Origin of the sequence: Natrinema amylolyticum, assembly GCF_020515625.1 — an archaeon.
In the GTDB taxonomy this organism is placed as follows: domain Archaea; phylum Halobacteriota; class Halobacteria; order Halobacteriales; family Natrialbaceae; genus Natrinema; species Natrinema amylolyticum.
Window position 1 is genome coordinate 237,822 of sequence record NZ_JAIWPJ010000003.1, and the last position, 23,113, is coordinate 260,934.

Consider the following 23,113-nt stretch of genomic DNA (forward strand, 5'->3'; position numbering starts at 1 on the left):
CCGTCGTCCATGAAGGTCGAATTCGACGAGGACACCTGTATCGGGATGTTCCAGTGCGTCGCGGAGTGGGACGCGTTCGAGAAAGACAAATCGAAAGGGAAGGCAATCCTCAAGGACAGCGAAGAGGTTGAGGATGGCATCTTCGTCCGCGAGATTCCAGAGGACGCGGAACTCGACGCGAAGTTCGCTGCTCGAACCTGTCCTGTCGACGCGATCGTGATTTACGACGACGACGGCGAGCAGTTGATTCCCTGAACGTCCCTGTCGCTCCGTTCTCCGTCGGCCTCTCTTACCTCCTCTTCTACCCTCCGTATCCGCTCCCCTCCCCTCTCTCTCTCAGCGGCCCCGGCCCAGCGCCGCGTCGACTAACGCCGATTCCACCGTTCGGAGCAGCGTCGACGCTGCGCTCTCCGAGCACTCGAGCGCCGCCGCGACCTCGGCCAGCGACCCCGTCCGCGGCACGTCGTAGTAGCCCAGTTCGCGCGCCGTTTCCATGGCCTCGAACTGGCGGGCGGTCAGTCTGCCGGCCAGCGTCTCGGCCCTGTGTCGGTGGTCGCTGACTCGTTCCACGTCGATCTCGACGCCGTCGGGGAACGCCTCGAGCAGGCCCGCCAGCGCGTCGGGCTCGCCGAGGACGGTCACGTGGACCGTTTCCGAACTGGTGTAGACGATCGGCGGGACGATCACCAGCCCCGGCTCGTCGAACGCTCCCATCAGGCTCGCGTCGGCGGCGCGGACGTCCATCACGGCGTAGGCGTAGAACGCGTCCTCGTCGATCGGCGTGATATCGAACCGGTGGACCGCGTCCAGCTCCGTCGCGACCGCTCGAGCGGCCTCGCGGTCGCCGGCGATCACCGAGAGGAATCGCACGCGCTCCGTCTCGGGATCGACGTGCCACGAGAGCACCTCCTCGCGGTGTATCTCGAGGCCGTCCCGGGATCGGGGAACCGGGAGTTCCATCCACTCGGGCAGGCAGAGCGTCAGATCGGTCGACTGCATACCGGAGCCATCGCAGGCTGGTATAAAGAAGTTCACAGCTTCGGGCGAACGCCGATTTTCGTTCTCGCACTACGATCGCATATGTCCGAGACCCATTCGCGACGGTCCGATGGGGCTGCGTCGGAGACCGAACACTTGAGCAATGACCAGCCCCCGGGACCGCGGGGTCTTCCGTTTCTCGGAAGCACGCTGTCCGTCGCCCGCGATCCGCTCGGGTTCGTCGAGTCGGCCCGGGAGTACGGCGATGTCGTCGCCTACGAGGCCTTCGGTACCGAGTTCGCGGCCGTCTTCGATCCCGCGATCGTCGAGACGATCCTCGTCTCGAGCGCCGACGAGTTTCGAAAGGGGGAGTTCGAGACCGGCTTCGGCGAACTCATCGCCCCCGACGGCGTGGCGTTCACCGAGGGCGAGCGCTGGCGTCGCCAGCGACAGTTGCTGCAGTCGTCGTTCACGCCAGACCGCATCCGATCGTACGCCGACGACATGGCTGCGGAGGCGTCGGCGCTCGCCGATCAGTGGGACGACGGCGAGACGGTCGCCCTCGGAGACGACCTGTCGCGCTACACGCTCCGTGTGCTCACGCGGACGCTGTTCGATCTTGAACTCGACGAGGGCCGCGCCGCGACCGTCAGGCGAGCGACCCGGGCGCTGTCAACGTACGCCGCTCCCCAGCAGTTCGCCGTCCAGTCCGTACTGCCCTCGTGGCTCTCGACGCCCACCGAACGCGAGTACGAGGCCGCGATGGCCGACCTCGAGTCCCTCGTCACCGAACTGGTCGCGGCCCGCCGCGGGGGAGCGGGGGCGGCGGACGCGGCGGGTGACGATCTCCTATCCGTACTGGCTCGCGCGGAGTATTCGGACGGGTCCCGGCTCTCCTCCGAGGAAGTCCGGGACCAGCTCGTCACGTTCCTGTTCGCCGGCCACGAGACGACCGCGACGGCGCTAACGGTCACCTGCTGGCTGCTCGCCGGCGAACCCGACGTTCGGAACGATCTCGAGCGCGAACTCGCGACCGTCCTCGGGGACCGGGATCCGCAGTTCGCCGACCTCCCCGACCTCGCGTACACCGAGGCCGTCGTCAGGGAGGCGATGCGCCTCTACCCGCCGGTGGTCGCACTCTACCGCGAGCCGCTCGAGGCGACGATGCTGGGCGGCTATCGCGTCCCCGCTGGGACGACGCTACAGCTCTCGACCTACGGAATCCATCGCGACGACCGGTGGTGGGCCGACCCGGGGGCGTTCCGACCCGAGCGCTGGCTCGCGGACGAGAGCGAGAACGGGAACGAGGACGGCGGCCGGACGATCGCGTCCGATACCGACCGACCCGAGTACGCCTACTTCCCGTTCGGCGGCGGTCCGCGTCACTGTCTCGGGATGCGATTTGCGATGATGGAACTCAAACTCGCACTCGCGACTATCGCTCGGGGCGTCGAATTCGAACGGGTAACCGAACGCCTCGAGCCGTCCGTCGAAATCACGCTTGATCCCGGGGACGTCGACGTCCGCGTCCGAAAACGGTCGGCCGGACTCTGAAGACGTCCTCGAGCGCCAAACCTACCGTTCTGCGTTTGATCGCGAAAAAAACCGGACGGGCGAGCGCCGCCTACGAGATCTCGTCGTACTGCTCGGAGAGCTTCTCGGCGGCCTCGCCGAGCTGGTTGCGCTCGTACTCGGTCAGATCCCACTCGACGACCTCCTCGACGCCGTCGGAGCCGAGCTTCGCCGGCACACCGAAGGCAGTGTCCTCGTGGCCGAACTCGCCCTCGAGCGCGACGCTGCAGGGCAGCACCTCCCCGGTATCCCGGAGGATGGCTTCGACCGTGTGACCGACGCCGGTCGCCGGCCCCCACTCGGTCGCCCCCTTCTTCTCGATGACGTTCATCGCCGAGGTCTGGAGCTCCTCTAAGAGGTCTTCCTTCTCGTCCTCGTCGAACTCGGGGTCCCGTCCGTCGACTCGCACCTTGGAGAAGACGGGGACCTGTGCGTCGCCGTGCTCGCCGAGGATGGTCGCCTCGACGTTCTGTACGGGCGCATCGAACCGCTGGGAGATGACGTACCGGAACCGAGCGGAGTCGAGCCGCCCGCCGAAGCCGATCACCTTCTCCCGGGCGCGGTCGCCCGTCTCGTAGAGGTGGCGGTTCAGCAGATCGACGGGGTTCGACGTGGTGACGGTGATGAAGTCGTCGTTGTGCTCGGCCAGCGAGGAGCCGATGTCCTCCATGATCGGTGCGTTGTCGCCCGCCAGATCGATCCGGGTCTGACCCGGCTGGCGCGGGATGCCCGCCGTGATCACGATGACGTCCGATCCCGCGGTGTCCTCGTAGCCGCCCTGCCGGATCGTCGTGTTCGAGTCGTAGGCTACCCCGTGGTTGGTGTCGGCGGCCTGTCCGATCGTGTCGTCTTCCTTGTCCGGAATATCGACGAAGACGAGTTCGTCTGCGATGTCCCGAAGCGCGATGTTGTAGCCTGCGGCGGCCCCGACGGTCCCGGCCGCGCCGACCACGCTCACTTTCGTCATACCACGTAATGCTTCCCCATCACACACGTTAAATCCGTCGAAACCTCTGAGTTCGAACCAGTTCGGCGTGAAATATTTCGACGACTGTCGTATCGGGTACCGCTCTCGGCGGACCGAAGCGCTGACTCGACCGCTCGGTTCGACTCGAGCCCGTCGATCCTCGAGAGCGGTTGACGGCTTCCTCTCGACCCGCCGCGACTCGAGACCGAACCGATCATGACCGGCGCTCACACCTACCCGTGTATGCGCGTCAGCGTCATCGGTGGCGGAACGATTACGGACGAACAGGCGGCCCGCGCGAAAGCGGTGGGACGCGAACTCGCCGCACGCGGCCACGTGGTCGTCTGCGGCGGTCGCGGCGGGACGATGGAAGCGGTCTGTCGTGGCGCGAAATCCGAGGGCGGAACCACGATCGGCATCCTCCCCGGCGAGCGCCGCGAGGCCGCGAACGACTCCGTCGATATCCCCATCGCGACCGGTCTCGGCCACGCCAGAAACGCGCTCGTCCCGCTGAACGGCGACGCGGTCATCGCGCTGGCCGGCAGCGTCGGGACCCTCTCCGAAATCGGCTTTGCCGGGATCTACGACCGGCCCGTCGTCGGCCTCGAAACCCACGACGTCTCCGGTCTGGGGATCGATCTCGAGACCGTCGACACCCCCGCTGAGGCCGTCGACGCCGTCGAAGCCGCGCTCGAGCGCACCTCGTAACTCGAGAGCGGCTCCGCCCGGCCGGCGTCGTCCGTTCGGGCGTCCGTTCCTTCGCAGCTTTTTCGACGGTCCGCCGCCTCTAGACGAATATGAGCGACTTCGACAAGGAAGCCGAGCGCGAGAAGCTTCGAGAGAAGTACGAACAGGACAAAGAAGAGCGCGAGGCGACCCAGCGGATGAGCGACCTGCTGCTCAAGGGCGCGACGATGACCAACGCCCACTGCGGGACCTGCGGCGACCCCCTCTTTCAAGAGAACGGGACGACCTTCTGTCCCAGCTGCCACGGCAACCCCGACGCCGTTCAGGGAACCGATCTCGAGGCCCAGTCGGCCGCGGCGGACCCGGCCGACGGTGACGCCACCAGCGGGAACGCCGACCGAACTGACGCCGCTGACGCGTCCACGCCCGACACCGGTGACGACGCCACCACATCGCCCGAAGCGGCTCCCGATACCGATGCGACGCCGGCGACCGACCAGCGCGGCACCGAACGCGGCCGGGAGCCGAACGCGTCGACCGCGGACCGGCGACCGCAGTCGTCGACATCGTCATCCCGAGACGACCACTCGTTGCCGTCCCGCTCCGAGTCACCGTCCGCCGATCGCACCCCCTCGAGTTCGCGCGCCGACGACCGTCCGTCCGGATCCGACCGCAGTCGACCGCTCCCCGCGACGGGGTCGGCCGCGGCCGACGGCGACCTCGAGGCCGCCCGCGACGCGCTCGCCCGAACCCTCGAGAAATTCGCCGAAGCGGCCGCTGCCACGGACGATCCCCGCTACGCGAAGGACTGCCTCGAGGCGGCTCGCGAGGCCAGCGAGGCGTTGGCGACGCTGCGCTGACGAGGTTCGACGCTCGCGCACGGAACGGTAGCGTTGTCCGTTGCCGTCGTCTCTTCCCGCGGTGTTCTCCGACCCTGATCGCATTGCATATCAGTAGATATAAATTAAATGGGATTTTACCTACGGATAGGAATTCGCTGCGCTGGGTCGTCACGGAACGCGTTTCCGGTGATCGGGCACGTTCGGTGACGCTCAGACCGAAGCCAGTCCGACCGTCCGGCACGATTCACCGCCCTCCCTCGTGCCGGATGCTCGTCGGCCCGCGGCCCGCGATCGCTTGCCATCCCCGACCACGGAGGAGAGCTACCGATGTCGTTAGGATACGTCACGCTCATCACGATCGCAGTCGTCTGCATCGGTGTTACAGCCACCTGTGCGTTCTGTGTCCGCTCTTCGACGCTCCCGCGAACGGTCGCCGAACTCGAGCGTCGAGGCCGGAGTATCGCGCCCTATCTCGGCGCCACGATGCTGATTTTGCTGGCGAAACGATGGACACATCACCGCAGACTGGAACTCTCGTACGCGCTCGACTGGGACATCACCGCGGAGATCTACGCCGTCGAAGGGTCGTTCGTCGCCGTCCTCCAGAATATCGTCCCCGACGCGCTGATCGGATTCTTCTCCGCGATGTACATGTTCGGGTTTCCGTACCTGCTGGTGACTGCCCTCGCCCTCTACTTCCTCTCGCCGACCCAGCGCCGCTTCAACGAACTGCTCGTCGCGTACGCGCTCAACACGCTGGTCGGATCGTTGTTCTATACGCTGTTTATCGCCTACGGACCGCGCAATCACCTGTCGACCGTCAGCGGGCTGATGTACGAGTTCTATCCCCAGACCCAGGAACTCACGGCAGAGGTTTCGGCGAACACGAACGTCTTTCCGTCGCTCCACACGTCGCTGGCGGTCATCGTCGCGTTGTTCGCCTGGCGGTCGCGCCGAGAGTACCCCAGATGGTTCTCGATTGCGTCGGTCGTCGCTACCCTCGTCGTCTTCTCGACGATGTATCTCGGCATTCACTGGTTGATCGACGTCGTCGCGGGCGTCGCACTCGGGGTCTGGTGTGTCCTCACCGCCGAGCGACTCGTCGCTCGCGCAGAGGGTGAGACCGATCGCGTTTCGGTTTCGGACGACCGCGAGACGGGCATCGCGTCGGAGACGAACGACTGAGCGACTCGTCCGTTCGATCGCCCGACGGATCAGCCCGCGTAGTCGCTCCCGACGACCTCCCGAATCCGCTCGGCGGTCACCTTCCCGACGCCGTCCGCTTCCTGTAACTCGTCTTCCGTCGCGATCATCACCGCCTCGACGGTGCCGAACTCCTCGAGCAGCGACCGGGCCGTGACGGGGCCGATTTCGGCGATCGAGGAGACCACGTACTCCTGTTGTTCGCTCAGGGTCTTGGCCCCTTTTTCGCCGTGGACCGACACCTCCCGGTCGGCGGTCTCCTGTTCCCGACCGGCGATTACCGCGAGCAGGTCCGTCGTATCGTCCTCGCCGTCGGTCCGCAGGACGCTCGCACCGAAGTCGACGGCGAGACTCGAGAGCGCGCCCCGGACCGCGTTCGGGTGGACGTCCCGCTGTTCGTACAGCCCCTCGCCCTCGACGATTACGATCGGCCGCGAGTAGTGGCGGGCCATCGCGCCGACCTGCTCGAAGACCGAGCGGTCGCCGCCGACCAGCGAGTCGACGAAGTCCGCGACGGACTTCCGTTCGACGACGACCCGGTCCGACAGGACGTAGTCGCCGACGTCGAGCGTCTCGAGGGAGACCTCGTAGGCCTCCCGTCGCGAGAGTTCGCGGGCGATGTTCGCGTCCATCTCCCGCTGGTCGGCGACGACCGCGACGGCGTCGCCCTCGGCGTGGGGCTCGTGGGTTTCGACGTCCTCGTCGATCTCGTCCGTCCCCTCTCGCTCGTCACTACCCGTTTCCGAGTTCTTTTCGTCGAATTCCTGCAGTCCCGGGCTCGCTGTGACCCCTTCGCTTCCGCTGGAAGAATCGCCGACAGCGTCGGCTTCACTGCCGTCCTCGTCTACTTTCACTCCACTCTCGCCTGCCCCTCCGAAATCGGTCAGCGACTGCTGTGAATCGTCGAGTTCCTCGGCGATTTCGGGGGCCAGTCCTTTCAGCTCACGCAGTTCGTTTTCCATCTCCTTCTCCCGGCGCTGCGAGATCCAGAAGTAGGCCTCGTCGCGGGTGTCCTCGGCCATGAGGACGACGACGCGGCCCTCGGACTGGCGACCGGTTCGGCCCTTCCGCTGGATCGACCGGATCGCCGTCGGCACGGGCTCGTAGAAGAGCACGAGGTCGACCTCCGGGACGTCCAGCCCCTCCTCGGCGACCGACGTCGAGACGAGCACCTCGAACTCGCCGGCACGGAACTCGTCTAACACCTCCTGCTGTTGGTTCTGGGTCATCCCGTCGGACCCCTCGCGGTCGCCCTGTCCGACGAATCGCTTCGCGTCGAAGCTCTCCGAGAGGAAGTCAGTCAGCGCCTCCGCCGTGTCGCGGGACTCGGTGAAGACGATCACTCGTTCGCCGCCCTCGAGGCCCAGCGTCTCGGCGAGCAGCATCCGAGCCTTGCTGTACTTGGGGTGGATCTCGTCGAAACTCTCGGCTTTCCGCATGGCCTCGCGCACCCGCGGATCGGAGACCATCCGCTGGCTCGCCTTCGACGCCCCCGACGAGCGGGCCTGATTGCGCTGGCGCTCGAAGTAGCGACGCAGCGCCTCGACGCTCTGGGTCTCGACCAGCGTGACGGCCTGCCGGAGCTTCATCACTTCCGCATGAATGGACATCCCCTCGAACCCCTCGGACTGGTCGTTGTTGATCAGCTCCTGGAGTTCGGCCCGCATCCGATTCAGATCCTTCTGGGACTGGTCGGGCTGGGTCGAACTCGCGACGCCGAGTTCTTTGAGCTTCTCGAGGCGCTCTTTGATGACCTCGTTCAGCGCGTCCCGGATCTCGAGGACCTCGTCGGGGAGGTCGATGCGCTCCCACTCGACGTCGGTGTCGTGGGTGAACTCGTCGACGTCGGCGTCCTCTTCGGTCATCACCTCGACCTCGTCCAGCCCGAGGTTTTCACAGACCTCGAGGATGGCCTCCTCGTCGCCGCCGGGCGAGGCCGACATCCCGGTGACGAGCGGCCGTTCGGCGTCGGCGTGGTAGCGCTCGGCGATGTAGTTGTAGGCGTAGTCGCCGGTCGCACGGTGACACTCGTCGAAGGTGATGTGTGTCACGTCGGAAAGCGAGATCCGGCTCCCGACGAGGTCGTTCTCGATCACCTGCGGGGTCGCCATCACGACCGTCGCCGACTCCCACATCTCGGCGCGGTCCTCGGGACTCACGTCGCCCGTGAAGACGACGATCTCCTCGTCGGGAATCCGGAGCGCTTCGCGGTAGAAATCCGCGTGCTGCTGGACGAGGGGTTTCGTCGGTGCGAGCATCAGCGACTTCCCGCCGACCTCGTCGAGGCGACGCGCTGTGACGAGCAGACTCACCGTCGTCTTCCCCAGCCCGGTCGGGAGGCAGACGAGCGTGTGGTGGTTCGCGGCCGTCCCCGCGAGCTTCAGCTGGTAGAGTCGCCGTTCTAAGAAGTCGGGCTCGAGGAGCGGATGCTCGATAGAAGCGATTTCCTCGTCCGTCGTAGCCATTACCTGCCGTTCATCGCCGCCGCGAATAAGGGTTCCCGTACCGCGGTGAAAGTGAAACGCGGCTCACTGCTCCGACAGCGGCGGCAGCCACCACGTTATCGCCACCGCGACGGCGACGAACCCGGCAAGTAGCAGATACGCCTCGTCGAAGTAGCCCCGGTCGGCGAGCGCGCCGAACAGGACCGGACTCAACGCGCCGATGGTCATGTAAACGGTCCGCAGGAAGCCCAGGCCGGTTCCCTGCATGTCCGCCGGGAACGCCGCGGTCATGTACGGCAGCGTGATCGTGCCGTAGCCGAGGATGCTCGAGAGGAAGACGGTCCCGACGACGACGGGCCAGAACCCCTCGAGGAAGGGGAGCGCGACTAACGAGAGGACGACGATGCCGAGGACGGGCGGCAGCGATTTCCGGATACCGAACCGGTCGTACAGCCGTCCCGTCAGCGGTTGGACGACGATTCCGGCCGCGAAGAACGCGCTGAAGAGACCGGTCGCGACCCCCTCGGAGAACCCCTTGATCTGGATCAGATAGGTCGGATAGAAGCCCGTAAACGCCTGCCAGACGCAGTAGGTCAGGATCTGGATCGCCGCCACGGTGACGATTTCGGGCCGGCGCAGTTCCGACAGGACGTAGCGAGCCGTCTCGAGGGAGACGCTGTCGACGGCGCTCTCCGCGCTCGAGGTGCGCGCGGGGACGACGAGCCGGAGCCCGATCGCGACGAGGGCGAACGCGGGGACCGCGAGGCCGAAGCCGTACTGCCAGGCGAACGCAGACGCGATTCCGCCGGCCGCGAGCGGCAGGAGGGTGTTGCCGGCCTGACCGGCGGCCATCGTCACGCCGATCGCGGTACCGTCGTTGTCGGGATAGATGTCGGACAGCGTCGTAAATCGGGCGACGCCGTACAGCGCCGTCCCGAAGCCGAACGCGGCCGTGGCGAGGTAAACCACCGGCGCGGAGCCGGCGACGGCGACGAGCCCGAGCGTCACCGCGGAGATAACCGTGCTCGCGACGAGGACGTTCCCCTCGCCGAATCGGTCGGCGAGCAGTCCGCCCGGGAGCTGTCCCAGCGCGTAGCAGAGCCAGAGGGCGGTCAACAGGAAGCCGGCCGTCGTCAGATCGAGGCCGTAGGCCCGTCGGAGGTACGGCAGTAAGACGGGATAGGCGAGTCGGACGCCGATCGAGAGAAACCAGCCGGCGGCGACCGCGAGCAGGATTTCGCCGCGGCCGTCCGTCAGGAAGGCCCGCACGGTCGACAGTCGACGCCTCGTTCCGAACAGGGACACGGATGGATTCCCACTTCGCCGGCGACGGTCTTGAGCGGTCCAGAACGGTACGGCCTTGCCGATATCGGAACCCGGCGACGTCTCGACGCGTCACCGGCCGGCCGGGCGACCAGTCGCGGGCCGTCCGCCCGTTCCTACAGCGATACCGGCGTGAACTCGAGGACGAGGAAGGCCAGACAGGCGGCGTAGATCGGGATCGTCAGGTTGTCGTCGATGATGTAGGTGCGGATCTCGAGGGTCACGCCGTCGGCGAGCGTCGCTCCGATCGCGGCGACCAGCGCCGCCGTGATCGGCAGAAACGGAATCGCGATGATCGTCGAGACGAGAAACATCGTCCCGAGCACTTTCGGCGGCTTGACCCGCTGGAGGGTGTTGTCCGATACCATCCCGCTGATCGGATCTCCGAGTGCGAGCATCAACATCGCGGGCAGGGCGATATCCGGCTCGAAGACCACCACGACGGCGGCCATGCTGAGCAGGTACAGTGCGTAGGCGGCGGGATTGTCCTGCTCGTACTCGCGGGTGAGCACGTCGTAGAGCCGCCAGTCGAGCCCGATCTGGAGCCGCAGGAACTCGAGGACGAGCGCGCCGGCCGCGAGGACGACCATGAGGACCTGAAATCGGGTCCAGGTAAGCCCGAGTTCGAGATAGTTGGCGAGCAGATAGAGGGCGACTAGCCCCGAGCCGCTGGCGTGGACGAGTCGCCGCTTCAGTTCGTCGGCCATCATATCCTGCCTCGAGAGAGGTGACCTTCAGTCCGTCGGTTAGTTCTCCCCAGTACTATATACTATATAAATGGCTCCCGCGCCCGAACGACAGCAACCGATAGTGCGCAGTGCCGTCACCCGCCCGGTGTCGCTTACTCCTCGAGTTCGTCGAACGCGAGGTCGCCGGCGCGAATCGCCGCCAGCGTCTCGGCGAGGTCGTCGACCGGCAGCCGCTTCTGGTCGGTCGTGTCCCGCTCGCGGACCGTGGCGGTCGTCTCCTCGTTCTCGATGGTCTCGTAGTCGACGGTCACGCAGAACGGCGTGCCGACCTCGTCCTGACGGCGGTAGCGCCGACCGATGTTGCCTGAATCGTCGTAGGTCACGGAGAGGCCGGCCGCGCGCAGGTCGTCGACGATCTCGTTCGCCTGCGCCTCGAGTTCGTCGTCGTTCTGCAGCGGGAAGACGCCGACGAAGGTCGGCGCGACCTCGGGCTCGAGGTCGAGGAAGGTCCGCTCCTCGCCGGCGACCTCGTCCTCGCGGTATGCGTGGTGGAGCACGGTGTAGACCGTCCGGTCCACGCCGAAGGAGGGTTCGACGACGTGGGGCGTGACGTGCTCGCCGGACTCCGTCTGCTCCTCGACCGCGAAACCGGTCTTTTCGACGGGGATCTCGTGGGTCTCGCCCTCGAGCTCGATCTCGACCGCGTCGCCGTCGAACGCGGAGCGATCGCGGGCCGCGAGGTCCTCGAGCTTCCCGACCACTGCCTGTGCGTCGCCGCCGAACTCCGGCCCCAGATAGCTCATGTCGGGGTCGACGGTGGCGCGCTCGACGGTCTTCGGTTCGTCGTACTGCTTGAAGACCGTGAACCGATCGCCGGAGTGTTCGGCGTGCTTCGAGAGGTCGTAGTTTCCGCGGTGGGCGAAGCCAGCCATCTCGATCCAGTTGCCGTCGATCTCGCTTTCGGCGTCCCAGCAGTCGCTGGCGTAGTGGGCCCGCTCGCCCGAGAGGTGCTGGCGGTAGCGGAATCGATCCATGTCGACGCCGACCGATTCGTACCACGGTTTCGCGACGCCGAGGAAGTAGGCCACCCACGGGTCCGTGATGATGCCCTCCTCGACCGCCTCGCCGATCGTCGTCTCGACGGCCTCGCCGTCCTCGGCGTTCTGTTCGCTGGCCGGGTACAGCGTGACATCGACGTCTTCGACGCCGGAGAGGTCCGGCTCGTCGGCCTCCGGATCGATGAAGTACTCGAGTTCGGCCTGGGTGAACTCGCGCGTGCGGATGATCGAGCGGCGGGGGCTGATCTCGTTGCGATAGGCCCGGCCGATCTGGGTCACGCCGAAGGGGAGCTGATTGCGCGCGTACTCCTTGAGTCGCGGGAACTCGACGAAGATGCCCTGTGCCGTCTCGGGGCGCAGGTAGCCGGGATCGGAGTCGCCGGGGCCGATGTTCGTCGCGAACATGAGGTTGAACGAGTCGACGGCCTGTCCCGCGAGTCCGGCCCCGCAGGTCGGGCAGACGAGTTCGTACTCGGCGATGACCTCCTCGACCTCGGGAATGGGGAGGCTCTCGGCGTCCTCGTACTCGGTGTTGTCCTCGACGACGTGGTCCGCGCGGTGGCTCTCGCCGCACTCCGGACACTCGACGAGCATGTCGTCGAAGCCGTCCAGGTGGCCCGACGCCTCGAAGACGGGCTCGGGCATGATCGTCGGCGCGTCGATCTCCATGTTGCCCTCCGCGACCGCGAAGCGATCGCGCCAGGCGTCCTCGACGTTGCCCTTCAGCGCCGCGCCCTGCGGGCCGAAGGTGTAGAAGCCGCCGACGCCGCCGTAGGCCCCGGAAGACTGGAAGAAGTAGCCTCGCCGCTTGGCCAGTTCGACCAGTTTCTCGCTCGTCGCCGCCGGCTCGCTCTCGGTCGCGTCCGCGTGTTCGTGCTCACTCATAGAGTACCTCCAGCAGGTCGACGTCGCAGACGATGCCGACGAGTTCCTCGCCCGTGACCAGCGGGATCTGTTCGATGTCGTTCGTGATCATCCGCTGTGCGGCCTCCTGAATCGACGTCTGGCCCGAGACCGTCACGACGTCGTCGCTCATGAACTCCCGGATCGGTCCCGCCGGAATCTCGATGTCCCGCGTGGGGAGATAGCGGCTACCGACCGCCTTGATCCCCTCCCAGGACCACTCGTCGTCCTGATCCCCGAAGTTGTCGCCCGTCTCCTCCTCGCCCTCGACGATCCGGGCGACCTCGAGAATGTCGACCTCGGTCAGGACGCCGCTCATCCGCCCGTCGTCGTCCAGCGCGACGGTGTAGGGGACGTTCGCGTAGGAGAGTTCCCGTTCGGCGACCGGCAGCGGTGCGCCCTCGTAGGTCGTGTTCACGTCCTCGCTGGCGTAGGACTCGACGGTGCCCTCGGTCTCCTGATCGCCCGTCGCGATCGCGTGGATGACGTCCGTGACGGTGACGATCCCCTCGAACTCGCCGTCGACGACCGGCACGCGGCGCGCGCCCGCTTCGACCATCGTCCGCGCGACGTCTTCGAGGCTCGTCTCGGCGGTCGTCGTCGGGACGCCTTCTTCCATCAGCATCACGAGCTGGTCCTCGTCCGGCTCCTCGATGAGCGTCTCTCGCGAAATGAGACCGCGGTACTCCGGGCCGTCGTCGGTCGGTTTGACGACCGGCACGGACGAGAACGACCGTTCTTGCAGGTACTCGAGCACGTCCGAGCGAGTACCCGGCAGGTCGGCGGTGACCACGTCCTCGCGGGGCGTCATCGCGTCGGCTACGTTCATATCCCCAGGGTACGGCGAAAATGAGTATAAACCCAGTGTTTCACACCCGGTATCGGTTCGATTTCCGATCGGTATCGCGACCGGACAGTCTGATTCGATGAGTTTATATGTGAGTGGGTGTCACTCACTCACATGGCGACGAACCCCCACGCCATGGCGTCCGATGATACGATCGTCGGTTCGATCGACTCGACGGCCGCGAGCGACGAGTACGTCATCGCGGATATCTCCGCGGACGGTGCCTGGCTGTCGATGCAGGCAGACGACGCACCGACGCTTCCGGCCTGGCGATAACCGGGGGTGGGAATGGGATTGTTCTGTCACGAGTCCGGTCGCGACACCCGTCGCGGCCGACAGCGGCATGCCGACAGTCGCTACTGCACGAGACGCGGACTCTCAGCGAGCGACCGGCCGCCCGTACCGTTTAGTGCACTGCGCTGGTCGCTGGCTCTATGGGGCGCTCTCGACCGCGACGCGATGCGGGACCGGACTCGAGCGACGAGCTCGGGCTCCGACGCGATGACTCCCGCCCGTCCGTCGGCACCGTCCTTTCGGCGCTGGTCCCGCGAGCCGTCGCCCGGCGCGCGATCTCCGTCTCCGTCACGACCGACCGGGACGTCTACGAGCGCGACACGCCTGTCGAGATCACCGTCGATTTCAAAAACCGGCTCCCGGTTGCCGTCGAACTCCCGACGCCCGGTCAGCGCCGCTGGGGCTGGACCGTCGACGGCCACCTCGAGGCCAGCGACGAACGGCTCTACACCCGAGAGCGGCCCGCCACGTTCGACTTCCGCGGCGGCGAACGAAAGCACGTCTCGGTGACGTGGCACGGCCGCCTCGAGCGAGTGCGGACCGGAACCCGTCGCGAATCCGTGGTCCCGGCACCCGGCGAGTACGAGATTCGGGCGTTCGTCGCGACGGATGAGACCGGTAGCCGCCCGAGCGATTCGACGACGATTATCCTTCGGTAGGAGGAGCCAATCCGTCACCGGTAACAGTTTGGTCGTCTGTCCCGTGGTACCACACATGTCCCTCGAGCAGGTGTTCGCGCAGCTCCCGGCACCCGGTTCGCACACGTTCCCCGACTACTCGCTCCCGCGGGGCGATCCGGTCTCGCCGATCGCGGTCACCCGGGACGAACTCTCGCAGTTGCTCGAGCTGTACGAGACGTTCCGGGCCGTCGATCCGACCGGGTGGGACTCGAACTCGGTGCTCGGGGCGGCGACGACGTACATGCAACGGACGTTCGGACTGCCGCAGTATCGGCCGGACGAGCAGTTACACGACGATATCGCGGCGATGCTCAACGACTTCTCCGACGGGCTCGGCGACCGATCGATCGGCGTCGTCGACGCGACGCCCGATCATCACCGGACGCTGTACTTCTTCCTCGTCAGTTGCCGCGGCTATCACGCCGCGCCCCACATTCGGTTCGACCCCGACGAGGCGGCGGTAGAGGCGCTCTACGACGTCTACCAGCGGGTGATCGAACAAGATTTCTACGTCAAGCACCCGTCGTCGGCGTTCGGCTGAATCGGAGCGATAGCGCCGTCGGTTCGAACTCGAAAACGCGGCAGTTCCGGCGCTGAACGCGTGCTGATTTCGGATTGTGTTCTCACTGAGCCACTGCGCTCTCACTGCCGAAGTACTGCGTCTCGATTACGGGTGGGAGAAAAGGGGCCGCGTCCGCGGCGTCCGTTCATCGGTTCGCCTCACCCGGTGAGGAAGCCGCCGGGGGGAATGCGCGTCGCGGGGCGACCGTCGTCGTCCGTCGGTCGGTCGTCTCCGAACGCCGGGGAGTGGGCGATCGTTCGTCGAGCCTTCGCGATTCGCTGCGTGCCTGCCGTAACGGTGGTGAAGAGTTTACTCATACACGAGTAACAACGCACGGCACGCGTATAAGTATTTTCGAGATGAAAGATCATGTCGGTCCGATAGCGGCGATCGCGTCTTTTCGCCTCATTCGAACAGGGGATTCGAACCTCTCAGCGCCGAAATTCGTCCAGTTATCCGACGCGAAATCTCGAGGAGAGCGGACACGGATAAAATATACAAAATCAGATACTATCGGTCCGGTCGATCACCGATGCGGGCGGCAGGGAGCGGATCGCTCACCCGGATCGTACTCGACTCGAGCACAACCGCTGTCGGAACGCGGAGAATATCGAGAGCAGCGGTGGCCCGCTCTCGGAGCGCAGAAGTCAGGTGTCGTCCGCAACTCGCCGTATCGTCGGGGTCCCCGTTCGAGGGGAACCGGACCGGGCGGTGCATGCGCGGTGTGTCTCGGTCCGCTTACCCGGTCAGGAACCCGCCGGGCGAGACCTGCGTCTCGGGGCGGCCGTTTTCGCTCGTCTGAACGCCCGAGAACGACGGCGAGTGCTCGATCGTTCGCTGTACCTTCGCGCCGATTTTCGTGTGCGTTGCCAGGATGGCGAGTATCTTACTCATACACGAGTTAATAATTGCGTCAGCGCCTTAAGCATTTTTACGATGATCGATCGTGTTATATAATATTGGACCGGGCCATTAGCGAATGACTCTCACGGTCCCGTTGCTTCTCGGTCCTCGCTCCCTGAACGGCCGACAGAAACGTCTGGAGAAAAAACTCGAGCGTGCGCCCGGCCGTCACCGGTGCAGGTGACAGGCCGCGAAGTGATCGCCGTCGCCGTACTCGGACTCGAGTTCGTACGCTGGCCGTTCGCGCGCACAGACGCTCTGCTCGGCGAAGGACTCGAGCAACAGGTCGGTCGCCGCCTCCCACCGTTCGGATTCGTCGTCCCCGCTGTCCCCGCCGGCTCCGCCGTCGGTCGCGACGAGGTCGATCGCCTCCTCGACGATCGATCCCGCCTCGCCCCGCGGCAGGGCTCCGTCGAAGAACTCGGTCTCGATCCGGGCGGCCGGCATCGGTTCGAACGTCCGCCGCTTGACCGCTCGCATGAACGCTCGCGTCCGCACCCACTCCTCACCGGTCCAGTCGTACGCGTCGGGAGCGATCAGCCGTGGACACCGCGTCCGGAACCGACAGCCCGAGGGCGGATCGACCGGGCTCGGCACCTCACCCTCGAGCACGCCGCGCGAGCCGCCTTCCCGCGGATCGGGGACGGGAATCGACTCGAGCAGGGCGCGCGTGTACGGGTGCTGTGGGTTCTCGAACAGCTCCTCCTTCGCCGCGACCTCGACGATGTGACCGAGGTACATCACCGCTACGCGGTCGCTGATATGCCGAATGACCGAGAGGTCGTGAGCGATGAAGAGGTAGGTGAGTCCGAACTCGTCCTGGAGCCGTTCCATCGTGTTCAGCACCTGCGCCTGAATGGAGACGTCCAGCGCGGAGACGGGCTCGTCACAGACCACAAAGTCGGGATCGACCGACAGCGCCCGCGCGAGGTTGATCCGCTGGCGCTGTCCGCCGGAGAAGGCATGGGGATGGCGGTTGTAGTGGCGCGGATCGAGCCCCACCCGCTCGAGGAGGTCCTTCGCCCGCGCTTCCCGCCCTTCGTCGTCTAACATGTCGTGGGCCCGCATCGGCTCCTCGATGATCTGGCCGACCTTCATCCGCGGATCGAGCGAGGACTGGGGGTCCTGGAAGATCATCTGCATGTCCGAGCGCGTCCGTCGCAGGGCCTCGCCGCCGAGGTCGGCCAGGTTCTCTCCCTTGAAGTAGATGTCTCCCTCCGTCGGCTCGAGCAGACGCAGGATCGTCCGCCCGAGGGTGCTCTTCCCGCAGCCGGACTCGCCGACGAGCCCGAGCGTCTCGCCGGGCTGAATCTCGAGGGAGACGTCGTCGACGGCTCTGACGGTCTCCCGGTCGATCCTGATCGGCGGGAACCGGCTCGAATCGAACTGCAGGCCCGCGAAGAGCCCCGACTCCTGATCGAAGTACTTCGCGACACCGTCGAGTTCGAGCAGCGCTTCGTCGCTGTCGTAGCCGCTGTCCTCGTCTAATCGAATCCCGCTACTCACGGCCCTCACCTCCGCTCTCGTCGCCCGTCGGATTCGGCGCGAGTTCGGACTCCGGCTCCTCGGTCGCCGCGGCTCTCTCGTTGCCCGCCGCTCCCTCGAGCGACGGGCTCTCGTCGTAGCCGACGTCGAACGCGTCGTGTTTCACGCAGGCCGCCCGGTGGGGCTCGCCGCCGGCGTCGTCGACGACTTTCGCTTCGGGATGGACGCGCTTGCACACCTCGCGCGCGTCGGGACAGCGCGGATGGAACCGACAGCCCGGCGGTGGGTCGATCGCTTCGGGCATCACGCCCTCGATCGCCTCGAGGTCCATGACGGTCCGGTCGGGGCGGGGAATCGAGTTCAGCAGGGCGTTCGTGTAGGGATGCTTAGTGTCGTAGAACAGCTCGTCGACGGGCGCTTGCTCGACGATCTCGCCGAGGTACATGACGTTCACCCGGTCGCAGATCTCGGCGACGACGCCCAGATCGTGGGTGACCCAGATGAAACTCGTCCCGTACTTCGCCTGGAGGTCGTCGACGAGGTCGAGGATCTGCCCCTCGACGGTGACGTCCAGGGCCGTCGTCGGCTCGTCGGCGATGATGAGGCTCGGCTCGCAGGCCAGTGCCATCGCGATCAGCACGCGCTGGCGCATCCCGCCGGAGAACTGGTGGGGGTACTCCTCGTAGCGCTCTTCCGGATCGGGAATGCCGACCTCCCGAAGCATGTCGATCGCTTCCGCTTTGGCCTCGTCTTCGGGCAGCCCGCGGTTGAGTTCGATGAACTCCCGCAGTTGGCCCCCGACCGTGAAGACGGGGTTGAGCGACTCCATCGGATCCTGGAAGATCACCGCGATCTCGTTGCCCCGGATTCTGGTGCGGATCTCCTCGTTCGAGAGGGCGTCGTCGCGCTTTCGCAACTCGCCGTTCGGGCCCTCCTCGAGGCCGAAGATCGTCTCGCCCTTGTAGGTGATCTCGCCGGCGACGATCTCGCCGGGGCTCTCGACCAGCCCCATAATACTCATCGAGGCGACGCTCTTCCCGGCGCCGCTCTCGCCGACGAGGCCGACGATCTCGCCCTCGCGGACCTCGAAGGAGATGCCGTCGACTGCGCGCACTGTGCCTGCCTCGGTGAAGAACTGGGTCTTGAGGTTCTCGACGCGGAGTAGTGGTTCGGAGCTCATTGTCAGTCGTCGATTCGGGGGTCGAGGGCGTCCTGCAGGCCGTCGCCGAACAGGTTGAAGCCCATGATGGTGATCATGATCGCGATGCCCGGCCAGATCGAGAGCCAGACGTTCGAGTGCATGTAGCCGTGGGCGATGTTGAGCATCTGGCCCCAGTCGGGGGTCGGCGGCTGTGCGCCGTAGCCGAGGAAGGAGAGCCCGGCGACGATGAGGATCGTCACGCCGATCTGGAGCGTCGCGTACACAAGCACCGGCGCGAAGCTGTTGGGCACGACGTGTCGCATGATGATGTCCCGATCCTTCACGCCGGCCGCTCGCGCCGCTTCGATGTAGTCCATTTCGCGGACGCTCAGGACCCGGCTCCGGATGATCCGGGCGAAGACGGGGACGAACGCGATGCCGACGCCGAGCACTGCGTACCAGATGTTCGCCCCGCCGATGAAGACGGTGAAGACGATGATGAGGATCAGCGGGGGGATCGCGTACACCGTCTCGACCATCCGCATCAGGACGTCGTCGACTCGGCCGCCGTAGTAGCCGGCGACGGCACCGACGACCGTTCCGCCGGCGAGTCCGATGAACGTCGAGACGATCCCGACGAACACCGACACCTGCGTCCCGTAGACGATCCTCGTGAAGTAGTCCCGCCCGGTGTGGTCGGTCCCCAGCGGGTGTTCGACGGTACCGCCCGCCGGCAGCGGGTTCCACGACTGCTCGGCCAGCGGGAAGTACGGCGGCATATGCTGCGTGCCCTCGCCCGGCGGGGGGATGTGCGTCGGATGGTCGAAGATGGGCAACAGCCGCGCGAACGTGTAATCCGACGCGCGGCCGAACGTGAGCGTCGAGAGGTTGCTGTCCACGACGGCATAGATCGCGACGAGTAACACGACGGTCACGACGTACAGCCCCCAGCGGGCCGTCGTGTCGCGTTTGATCCGCGCGACGGTGTATCGCCAGCCGACGCGGGCCTCGACCTCTTCCTCCTCGGCCGCCGATTCCGTCCCGCTCTCGAGTTGTGATTCGCCGACTGCCATGATTACTCCCTCTCACCGTAGGTGACTCGCGGGTCGACGTACGCGTACGAGATATCGGTAATGACGACGCCCACGACGAATAACACGCCGAGCATCATCGTGACGCCCATGACCAGTTGGTAGTCGTTCTGCTGAATCGCCTCGACGAACAGCTGTCCCATCCCGTTGATGTTGAACACCGTCTCGACCAGCACCGCGCCGCCGATCGCCGTCGACAGGTTGAGACCGACGATCGTGATGATCGGTAGCTGCGCCACTTGGAAGGCGTGCTTTCGCAGGATCGTCCGCTCGGGCACGCCGTACGCGCGAGCCAGTTTGACGTACTCGCCCTGCAGCGACTCGATCATCTGCGTGCGCTCGACGCGCATGATCGTCGCCATCTGCAACGTTCCGAGCGCGATCATCGGCAACAGCAGGTGTCTGGCCGACTCGTAGTAGAGCTCGAGGTGACCGTCGATCCCCGGATAGGACTCCGGCGGTCGCCACGGGTAGTAGAGCCCGCTCGAGGGGAGCCAGCCGAGCTTGACGGCGAAGATCAGGATCAGGACGATCCCGATCCAGAACGACGGGGTGCTGACGCCGACGAGCGCCGCGATCCGCGAGGCGTGATCGGTCGGTTCGTTGCGTCGGTCGGCGGCCACGATACCGAGCGGAATCGCCGTCACCAGCGCGAACGCGTACGCCGACAGGACCAACAGGAGGGTCGGCCCGATCCGGTCCATCATCAGGGCGGCAACCGGCCGCTGGTAGTGGATGCTCCGGCCGAGATCCCCCTGTAGCAGGCCGGCCATGTAGGTCACGTATCGCTCGTGGAGCGGTCTGTCGAGACCGTATCGCCGTTCGATCGCTCTGACCAGTTCCTCGCTGTGCTCCTGTCCCTGGAGCATGAGGCTGACCGGATCGCCCGGGCCCAAGTTGGCGAGCAGGAACGTGATGACGGAGATCCCGATCAGGACGGGGACCGCCTGTAGGAGCCGGTATATGGTGTATTTGAGCAGTTTCATTGGTTCGCGAATCGGTCCGTTCGCTCGTCGGTCGCGGACTGCGTCGGCGTCGCGACGACCGGATCGATGGGCGATCTCCGTTCCCACCGATCGCGGTCGAATACCGTCGGTTCCGCCGACTCACTCCATCGACACGTTCGCGTGGTCCGCGATGAGGTCCGGGTTCCTCGTGACCTCCGGGTGGGCCTGGAGGTCCTGGACGTAGTCCCGCGAGGCCATCGTGTTGTCCTGCGTGAACGCGGGCAGCGCGGGCAGCTGTTCGACGATTTCCCGAATGACGGGTTCGTAGAGGTCGTATCGCTCCTGCTGATCCGCCGAGTTACGCCCGTCGGCGATCGCCTGGTGGAAGCCGTCACTGCCGCCGTAGTAGTGGCCCTGGTTCGTCCCCGCCTGACTCTCGTGGAACAGCGGGTAGAGGTAGAAGTCGGGGTCGGGGCCGCCGGTCCAGCCCAGCAGGTACATCTGGTAGTCGTCGGCGTTCCCGCTGGTGTAGGTGTCGACCAGCGTCGCGAAGTCGAGCACCTGTACGTCGGCTCCGTAGCCGATCTCGTCGAGTCGGGTCGCGATCCGTTCCGCCAGTTGCGCGCGGATCCCCTCCGGCGTGATGATCGTCGGCGTGAAGCCGTCCGGCGCGTGTTCGTCGAGCAGCGACTGGGCCTGATCCGGATCGTACGACGGCAGCATCTCCTGGTACTCGTCCTGGGGAAACTCCCAGACCTCGTTGACCACCGGCGGAATCGGGCTGTACATCGGCGAGGTCACGTTCGCCGCGTTGGACTCGATGAAGTCCTGCATCGAGAACGAGTGGGCGATGGCCCGTCGCACCTCGGGGTTCGTCGTCGGCCCCTCGTTACAGTTGAAGGCCATGTACATGAACGTCGGACTCTCCGCCGAGTGGAGGTTCACGCCGTCCTCGTTCTCGAGGACGTCCCAGTCGTCGTTCGGAATGCCCGCGATGGCGTCCGTGTTCTCCGCTCGGATGTCCGAGACCCGCCCAGCCTCGTCGTCGTGGGCGACGAAGCGGACCTGCTCTAAGTTCGGCTCGAGGTCGTCCCAGTAGTCGTCCCACCGTTCGATCTCGACGTACTCGTTCTCCTGGAGGTCGGCGAACGTGAACGGACCGGAGCCGACCGGATCCGTGTTGAACGCCTCGCGGTCCTCGGTCCGAACCGACTCGGGGACCACCGTCACGCCCATCGTCTGGAGTTCGAACGGACCGTAGGGGTCCTCACCGAGATCGACCTGTAACTGGTAGTCGTCGATGACCTCAGTGCTCTCGATCATGTTGTACTCAGAGGCGTTCTCCGTCTCCTCTTCGACGGGTGCGGTAAACGAGTGGGCGACGTCCGCGGCGGTCACGTCGTCGCCGTTGTGGAACTCCGCGGCCTCCTCGATCTCGAAGATGTACCGGGTGCCGTCGCGCTCGACGGTCGGCTCGCCCGTCGCGAGTTTGGGCTGCAACTCGAGTCCCTCACCGAACTCGTAGAGCCCGTCGAAGACGAGGTTGATCACCTGAAAGCTGTACGCGTCGTTCGAGACGACGGGGTCGAACTGCTCCTCGCGCGACTGTTCCTGCGTGAAGTGAAACTGCTCCCCGTTACCGCCACCACCGCCACCGATGCACCCTGCGATAACTGCCGCCGAGACGGCGGCCCCCGAACCGAGGAGTCGCCGTCGCGTCGTTGATTGATTCGGCACCATCTTGGTAGGTGATATCAACCCACCTATTTTGGTATCTACAGGGTAAGATATGCAAACCGGCCGTTACTGACGGATAATACACTAGTACCGGACCGAATGGTTCCAATTCTTGTACACTGATGCGGTTCATTGCACATCGCTGCTGATTTTTTCTACGGGCGAAACGTATATCATATATTTCACTATAGTGTACAGGTTGTAACGCTTACAATTCACTAGATCCCCGATTGTCTGCTATGGTATCGAGCGGGGACGGTCCACGTCCCACATTCGAGGCCGGTCACCGACCGCGGCGCGACCGGTGGGCTTTTTCTGCCGGCCGTCACAGTAGATCAGTATGAACTACCGAGCCGTCGAAACCACGGGTGAGTACGTCGCCCGCCTCGAGACGGGTGCCGACTGGCGGGCCGAGATCGAGTCGCTCGCGGACGACGTCGAGGCCGACGCCGCCTGGTTCACCGCGCTCGGCGCGGTCCAGGACGCCGAACTGTGGTTCTACGATCAGGACGAGTGCGAGTACTATCCGATCGAATTCGACGAGCCGCTCGAGGTCGCCGGCTGTACCGGGAACGTCTCCTGGTTGGATGACGAACGGTTCGCCCACACGCACGCGGTCCTCTCGGACGACGAGGGAACCACCTACGCCGGCCACCTGAACGAGGCCACCGTCTGGGCCGGCGAGGTCCACATGCGCGTCTTCGAGGACCCCCTCGAGCGCGAGTACGACGAGACCACCGAACTGGACCTCTGGCTCTGA

23 protein-coding genes are annotated in these 23,113 nt (G+C 65.7%); 9 read left to right on the forward strand and 14 right to left on the reverse strand.

Going from position 1 to position 23,113, the window contains the following annotated elements; genetic code table 11:
- Nucleotides 1-9 precede the first annotated feature (9 nt).
- A complete protein-coding gene (locus LDH66_RS16830; protein ID WP_226482244.1) occupies nucleotides 10-255 on the forward strand; it encodes a ferredoxin in 246 nt (81 codons plus the stop codon).
- 81 nt (nucleotides 256-336) lie between these two features.
- On the opposite strand, the gene LDH66_RS16835 is transcribed toward LDH66_RS16830, so the two are convergent.
- Nucleotides 337-999: a helix-turn-helix domain-containing protein gene (locus tag LDH66_RS16835; protein ID WP_226482245.1), complete on the reverse strand. Its 663-nt coding sequence runs from the start codon at nucleotides 997-999 to the stop codon at nucleotides 337-339.
- Nucleotides 1,000-1,080: 81 nt separating this feature from the next.
- On the opposite strand from LDH66_RS16835, the gene LDH66_RS16840 reads away from it, so the two are divergent.
- Complete coding sequence (locus LDH66_RS16840) at nucleotides 1,081-2,532, forward strand: cytochrome P450 (protein ID WP_226482246.1); 1,452 nt, start codon at nucleotides 1,081-1,083, stop codon at nucleotides 2,530-2,532.
- Between the two features lie 70 nt (nucleotides 2,533-2,602).
- Here the strand turns inward: LDH66_RS16840 and mdh are convergent, their stop codons facing one another.
- On the reverse strand, nucleotides 2,603-3,517 hold the full coding sequence (gene mdh, locus LDH66_RS16845) for a malate dehydrogenase (RefSeq protein WP_226482247.1): 915 nt from the start codon (nucleotides 3,515-3,517) through the stop codon (nucleotides 2,603-2,605).
- A 243-nt stretch (nucleotides 3,518-3,760) separates the two neighbouring features.
- Between mdh and LDH66_RS16850 the strand changes: the two genes are divergently transcribed.
- The 3 genes from LDH66_RS16850 (at nucleotide 3,761) to LDH66_RS16860 (ending at nucleotide 6,231) form a co-directional block, all read left to right on the forward strand.
- A complete protein-coding gene (locus LDH66_RS16850) occupies nucleotides 3,761-4,225 on the forward strand; it encodes a TIGR00725 family protein (protein ID WP_226482248.1) in 465 nt (154 codons plus the stop codon).
- A gap of 89 nt (nucleotides 4,226-4,314) precedes the next feature.
- Nucleotides 4,315-5,064, forward strand: coding sequence for an Sjogren's syndrome/scleroderma autoantigen 1 family protein (locus LDH66_RS16855; protein ID WP_226482249.1), 750 nt, complete (start codon nucleotides 4,315-4,317; stop codon nucleotides 5,062-5,064).
- Nucleotides 5,065-5,373: 309 nt separating this feature from the next.
- On the forward strand, nucleotides 5,374-6,231 hold the full coding sequence (locus LDH66_RS16860) for a phosphatase PAP2 family protein (RefSeq protein WP_226482250.1): 858 nt from the start codon (nucleotides 5,374-5,376) through the stop codon (nucleotides 6,229-6,231).
- A 29-nt stretch (nucleotides 6,232-6,260) separates the two neighbouring features.
- On the opposite strand, the gene LDH66_RS16865 is transcribed toward LDH66_RS16860, so the two are convergent.
- The 5 genes from LDH66_RS16865 to LDH66_RS16885 form a co-directional block, all read right to left on the reverse strand.
- Nucleotides 6,261-8,714 carry a DEAD/DEAH box helicase gene (locus LDH66_RS16865; RefSeq protein WP_226482251.1) on the reverse strand — a complete coding sequence of 818 codons (2,454 nt, stop codon included), beginning with the start codon at nucleotides 8,712-8,714 and terminating at the stop codon, nucleotides 6,261-6,263.
- A gap of 63 nt (nucleotides 8,715-8,777) precedes the next feature.
- Nucleotides 8,778-9,962 carry an MFS transporter gene (locus LDH66_RS16870; RefSeq protein WP_425492957.1) on the reverse strand — a complete coding sequence of 395 codons (1,185 nt, stop codon included), beginning with the start codon at nucleotides 9,960-9,962 and terminating at the stop codon, nucleotides 8,778-8,780.
- Between the two features lie 170 nt (nucleotides 9,963-10,132).
- Nucleotides 10,133-10,723 (reverse strand): diacylglycerol/polyprenol kinase family protein, encoded by a 591-nt coding sequence (locus LDH66_RS16875; RefSeq protein WP_226482624.1) that lies wholly within the window; start codon nucleotides 10,721-10,723, stop codon nucleotides 10,133-10,135.
- Between the two features lie 134 nt (nucleotides 10,724-10,857).
- Nucleotides 10,858-12,648, reverse strand: coding sequence for a glycine--tRNA ligase (gene glyS / locus LDH66_RS16880; protein WP_226482253.1), 1,791 nt, complete (start codon nucleotides 12,646-12,648; stop codon nucleotides 10,858-10,860).
- The gene (locus LDH66_RS16885) at nucleotides 12,641-13,495 is read right to left on the reverse strand and encodes a CBS domain-containing protein (RefSeq protein WP_226482254.1); all 855 of its coding nucleotides are present in this window, start codon (nucleotides 13,493-13,495) and stop codon (nucleotides 12,641-12,643) included. The genes glyS and LDH66_RS16885 overlap by 8 nt, the downstream gene beginning before the upstream one ends.
- A gap of 132 nt (nucleotides 13,496-13,627) precedes the next feature.
- Here LDH66_RS16885 and LDH66_RS16890 point away from each other — a divergent pair, with 132 nt between their 5' ends.
- From LDH66_RS16890 to LDH66_RS16900, 3 genes are all read left to right on the forward strand, one after another.
- On the forward strand, nucleotides 13,628-13,789 hold the full coding sequence (locus LDH66_RS16890; protein WP_222915384.1) for a DUF7556 family protein: 162 nt from the start codon (nucleotides 13,628-13,630) through the stop codon (nucleotides 13,787-13,789).
- A gap of 158 nt (nucleotides 13,790-13,947) precedes the next feature.
- Nucleotides 13,948-14,466, forward strand: a complete 519-nt coding sequence (locus tag LDH66_RS16895; protein ID WP_226482255.1) for a DUF7974 family protein — start codon at nucleotides 13,948-13,950, stop codon at nucleotides 14,464-14,466.
- Nucleotides 14,467-14,521: 55 nt separating this feature from the next.
- Entirely contained in the window at nucleotides 14,522-15,028 is a 507-nt protein-coding gene (locus LDH66_RS16900; protein WP_226482256.1) for a hypothetical protein, read from the forward strand.
- A 179-nt stretch (nucleotides 15,029-15,207) separates the two neighbouring features.
- Here the strand turns inward: LDH66_RS16900 and LDH66_RS16905 are convergent, their stop codons facing one another.
- From LDH66_RS16905 to LDH66_RS16935, 7 genes are all read right to left on the reverse strand, one after another.
- On the reverse strand, nucleotides 15,208-15,366 hold the full coding sequence (locus LDH66_RS16905; RefSeq protein WP_226482257.1) for a hypothetical protein: 159 nt from the start codon (nucleotides 15,364-15,366) through the stop codon (nucleotides 15,208-15,210).
- A gap of 421 nt (nucleotides 15,367-15,787) precedes the next feature.
- Entirely contained in the window at nucleotides 15,788-15,943 is a 156-nt protein-coding gene (locus LDH66_RS16910; RefSeq protein ID WP_226482258.1) for a hypothetical protein, read from the reverse strand.
- Between the two features lie 177 nt (nucleotides 15,944-16,120).
- On the reverse strand, nucleotides 16,121-17,458 hold the full coding sequence (locus tag LDH66_RS16915) for an ABC transporter ATP-binding protein (protein WP_226482259.1): 1,338 nt from the start codon (nucleotides 17,456-17,458) through the stop codon (nucleotides 16,121-16,123).
- Nucleotides 17,451-18,617 (reverse strand): ABC transporter ATP-binding protein, encoded by a 1,167-nt coding sequence (locus LDH66_RS16920; protein ID WP_226482260.1) that lies wholly within the window; start codon nucleotides 18,615-18,617, stop codon nucleotides 17,451-17,453. Before LDH66_RS16920 ends, LDH66_RS16915 begins: the two co-directional genes overlap by 8 nt.
- A 2-nt stretch (nucleotides 18,618-18,619) precedes the next feature.
- On the reverse strand, nucleotides 18,620-19,651 hold the full coding sequence (locus LDH66_RS16925) for an ABC transporter permease (protein ID WP_226482261.1): 1,032 nt from the start codon (nucleotides 19,649-19,651) through the stop codon (nucleotides 18,620-18,622).
- A gap of 2 nt (nucleotides 19,652-19,653) precedes the next feature.
- Nucleotides 19,654-20,655 carry an ABC transporter permease gene (locus LDH66_RS16930; RefSeq protein ID WP_226482262.1) on the reverse strand — a complete coding sequence of 334 codons (1,002 nt, stop codon included), beginning with the start codon at nucleotides 20,653-20,655 and terminating at the stop codon, nucleotides 19,654-19,656.
- A 120-nt stretch (nucleotides 20,656-20,775) separates the two neighbouring features.
- Nucleotides 20,776-22,356 carry an ABC transporter substrate-binding protein gene (locus tag LDH66_RS16935; protein WP_226482263.1) on the reverse strand — a complete coding sequence of 527 codons (1,581 nt, stop codon included), beginning with the start codon at nucleotides 22,354-22,356 and terminating at the stop codon, nucleotides 20,776-20,778.
- A 337-nt stretch (nucleotides 22,357-22,693) separates the two neighbouring features.
- On the opposite strand from LDH66_RS16935, the gene LDH66_RS16940 reads away from it, so the two are divergent.
- Nucleotides 22,694-23,113 carry a PPC domain-containing DNA-binding protein gene (locus LDH66_RS16940; protein WP_226482264.1) on the forward strand — a complete coding sequence of 140 codons (420 nt, stop codon included), beginning with the start codon at nucleotides 22,694-22,696 and terminating at the stop codon, nucleotides 23,111-23,113.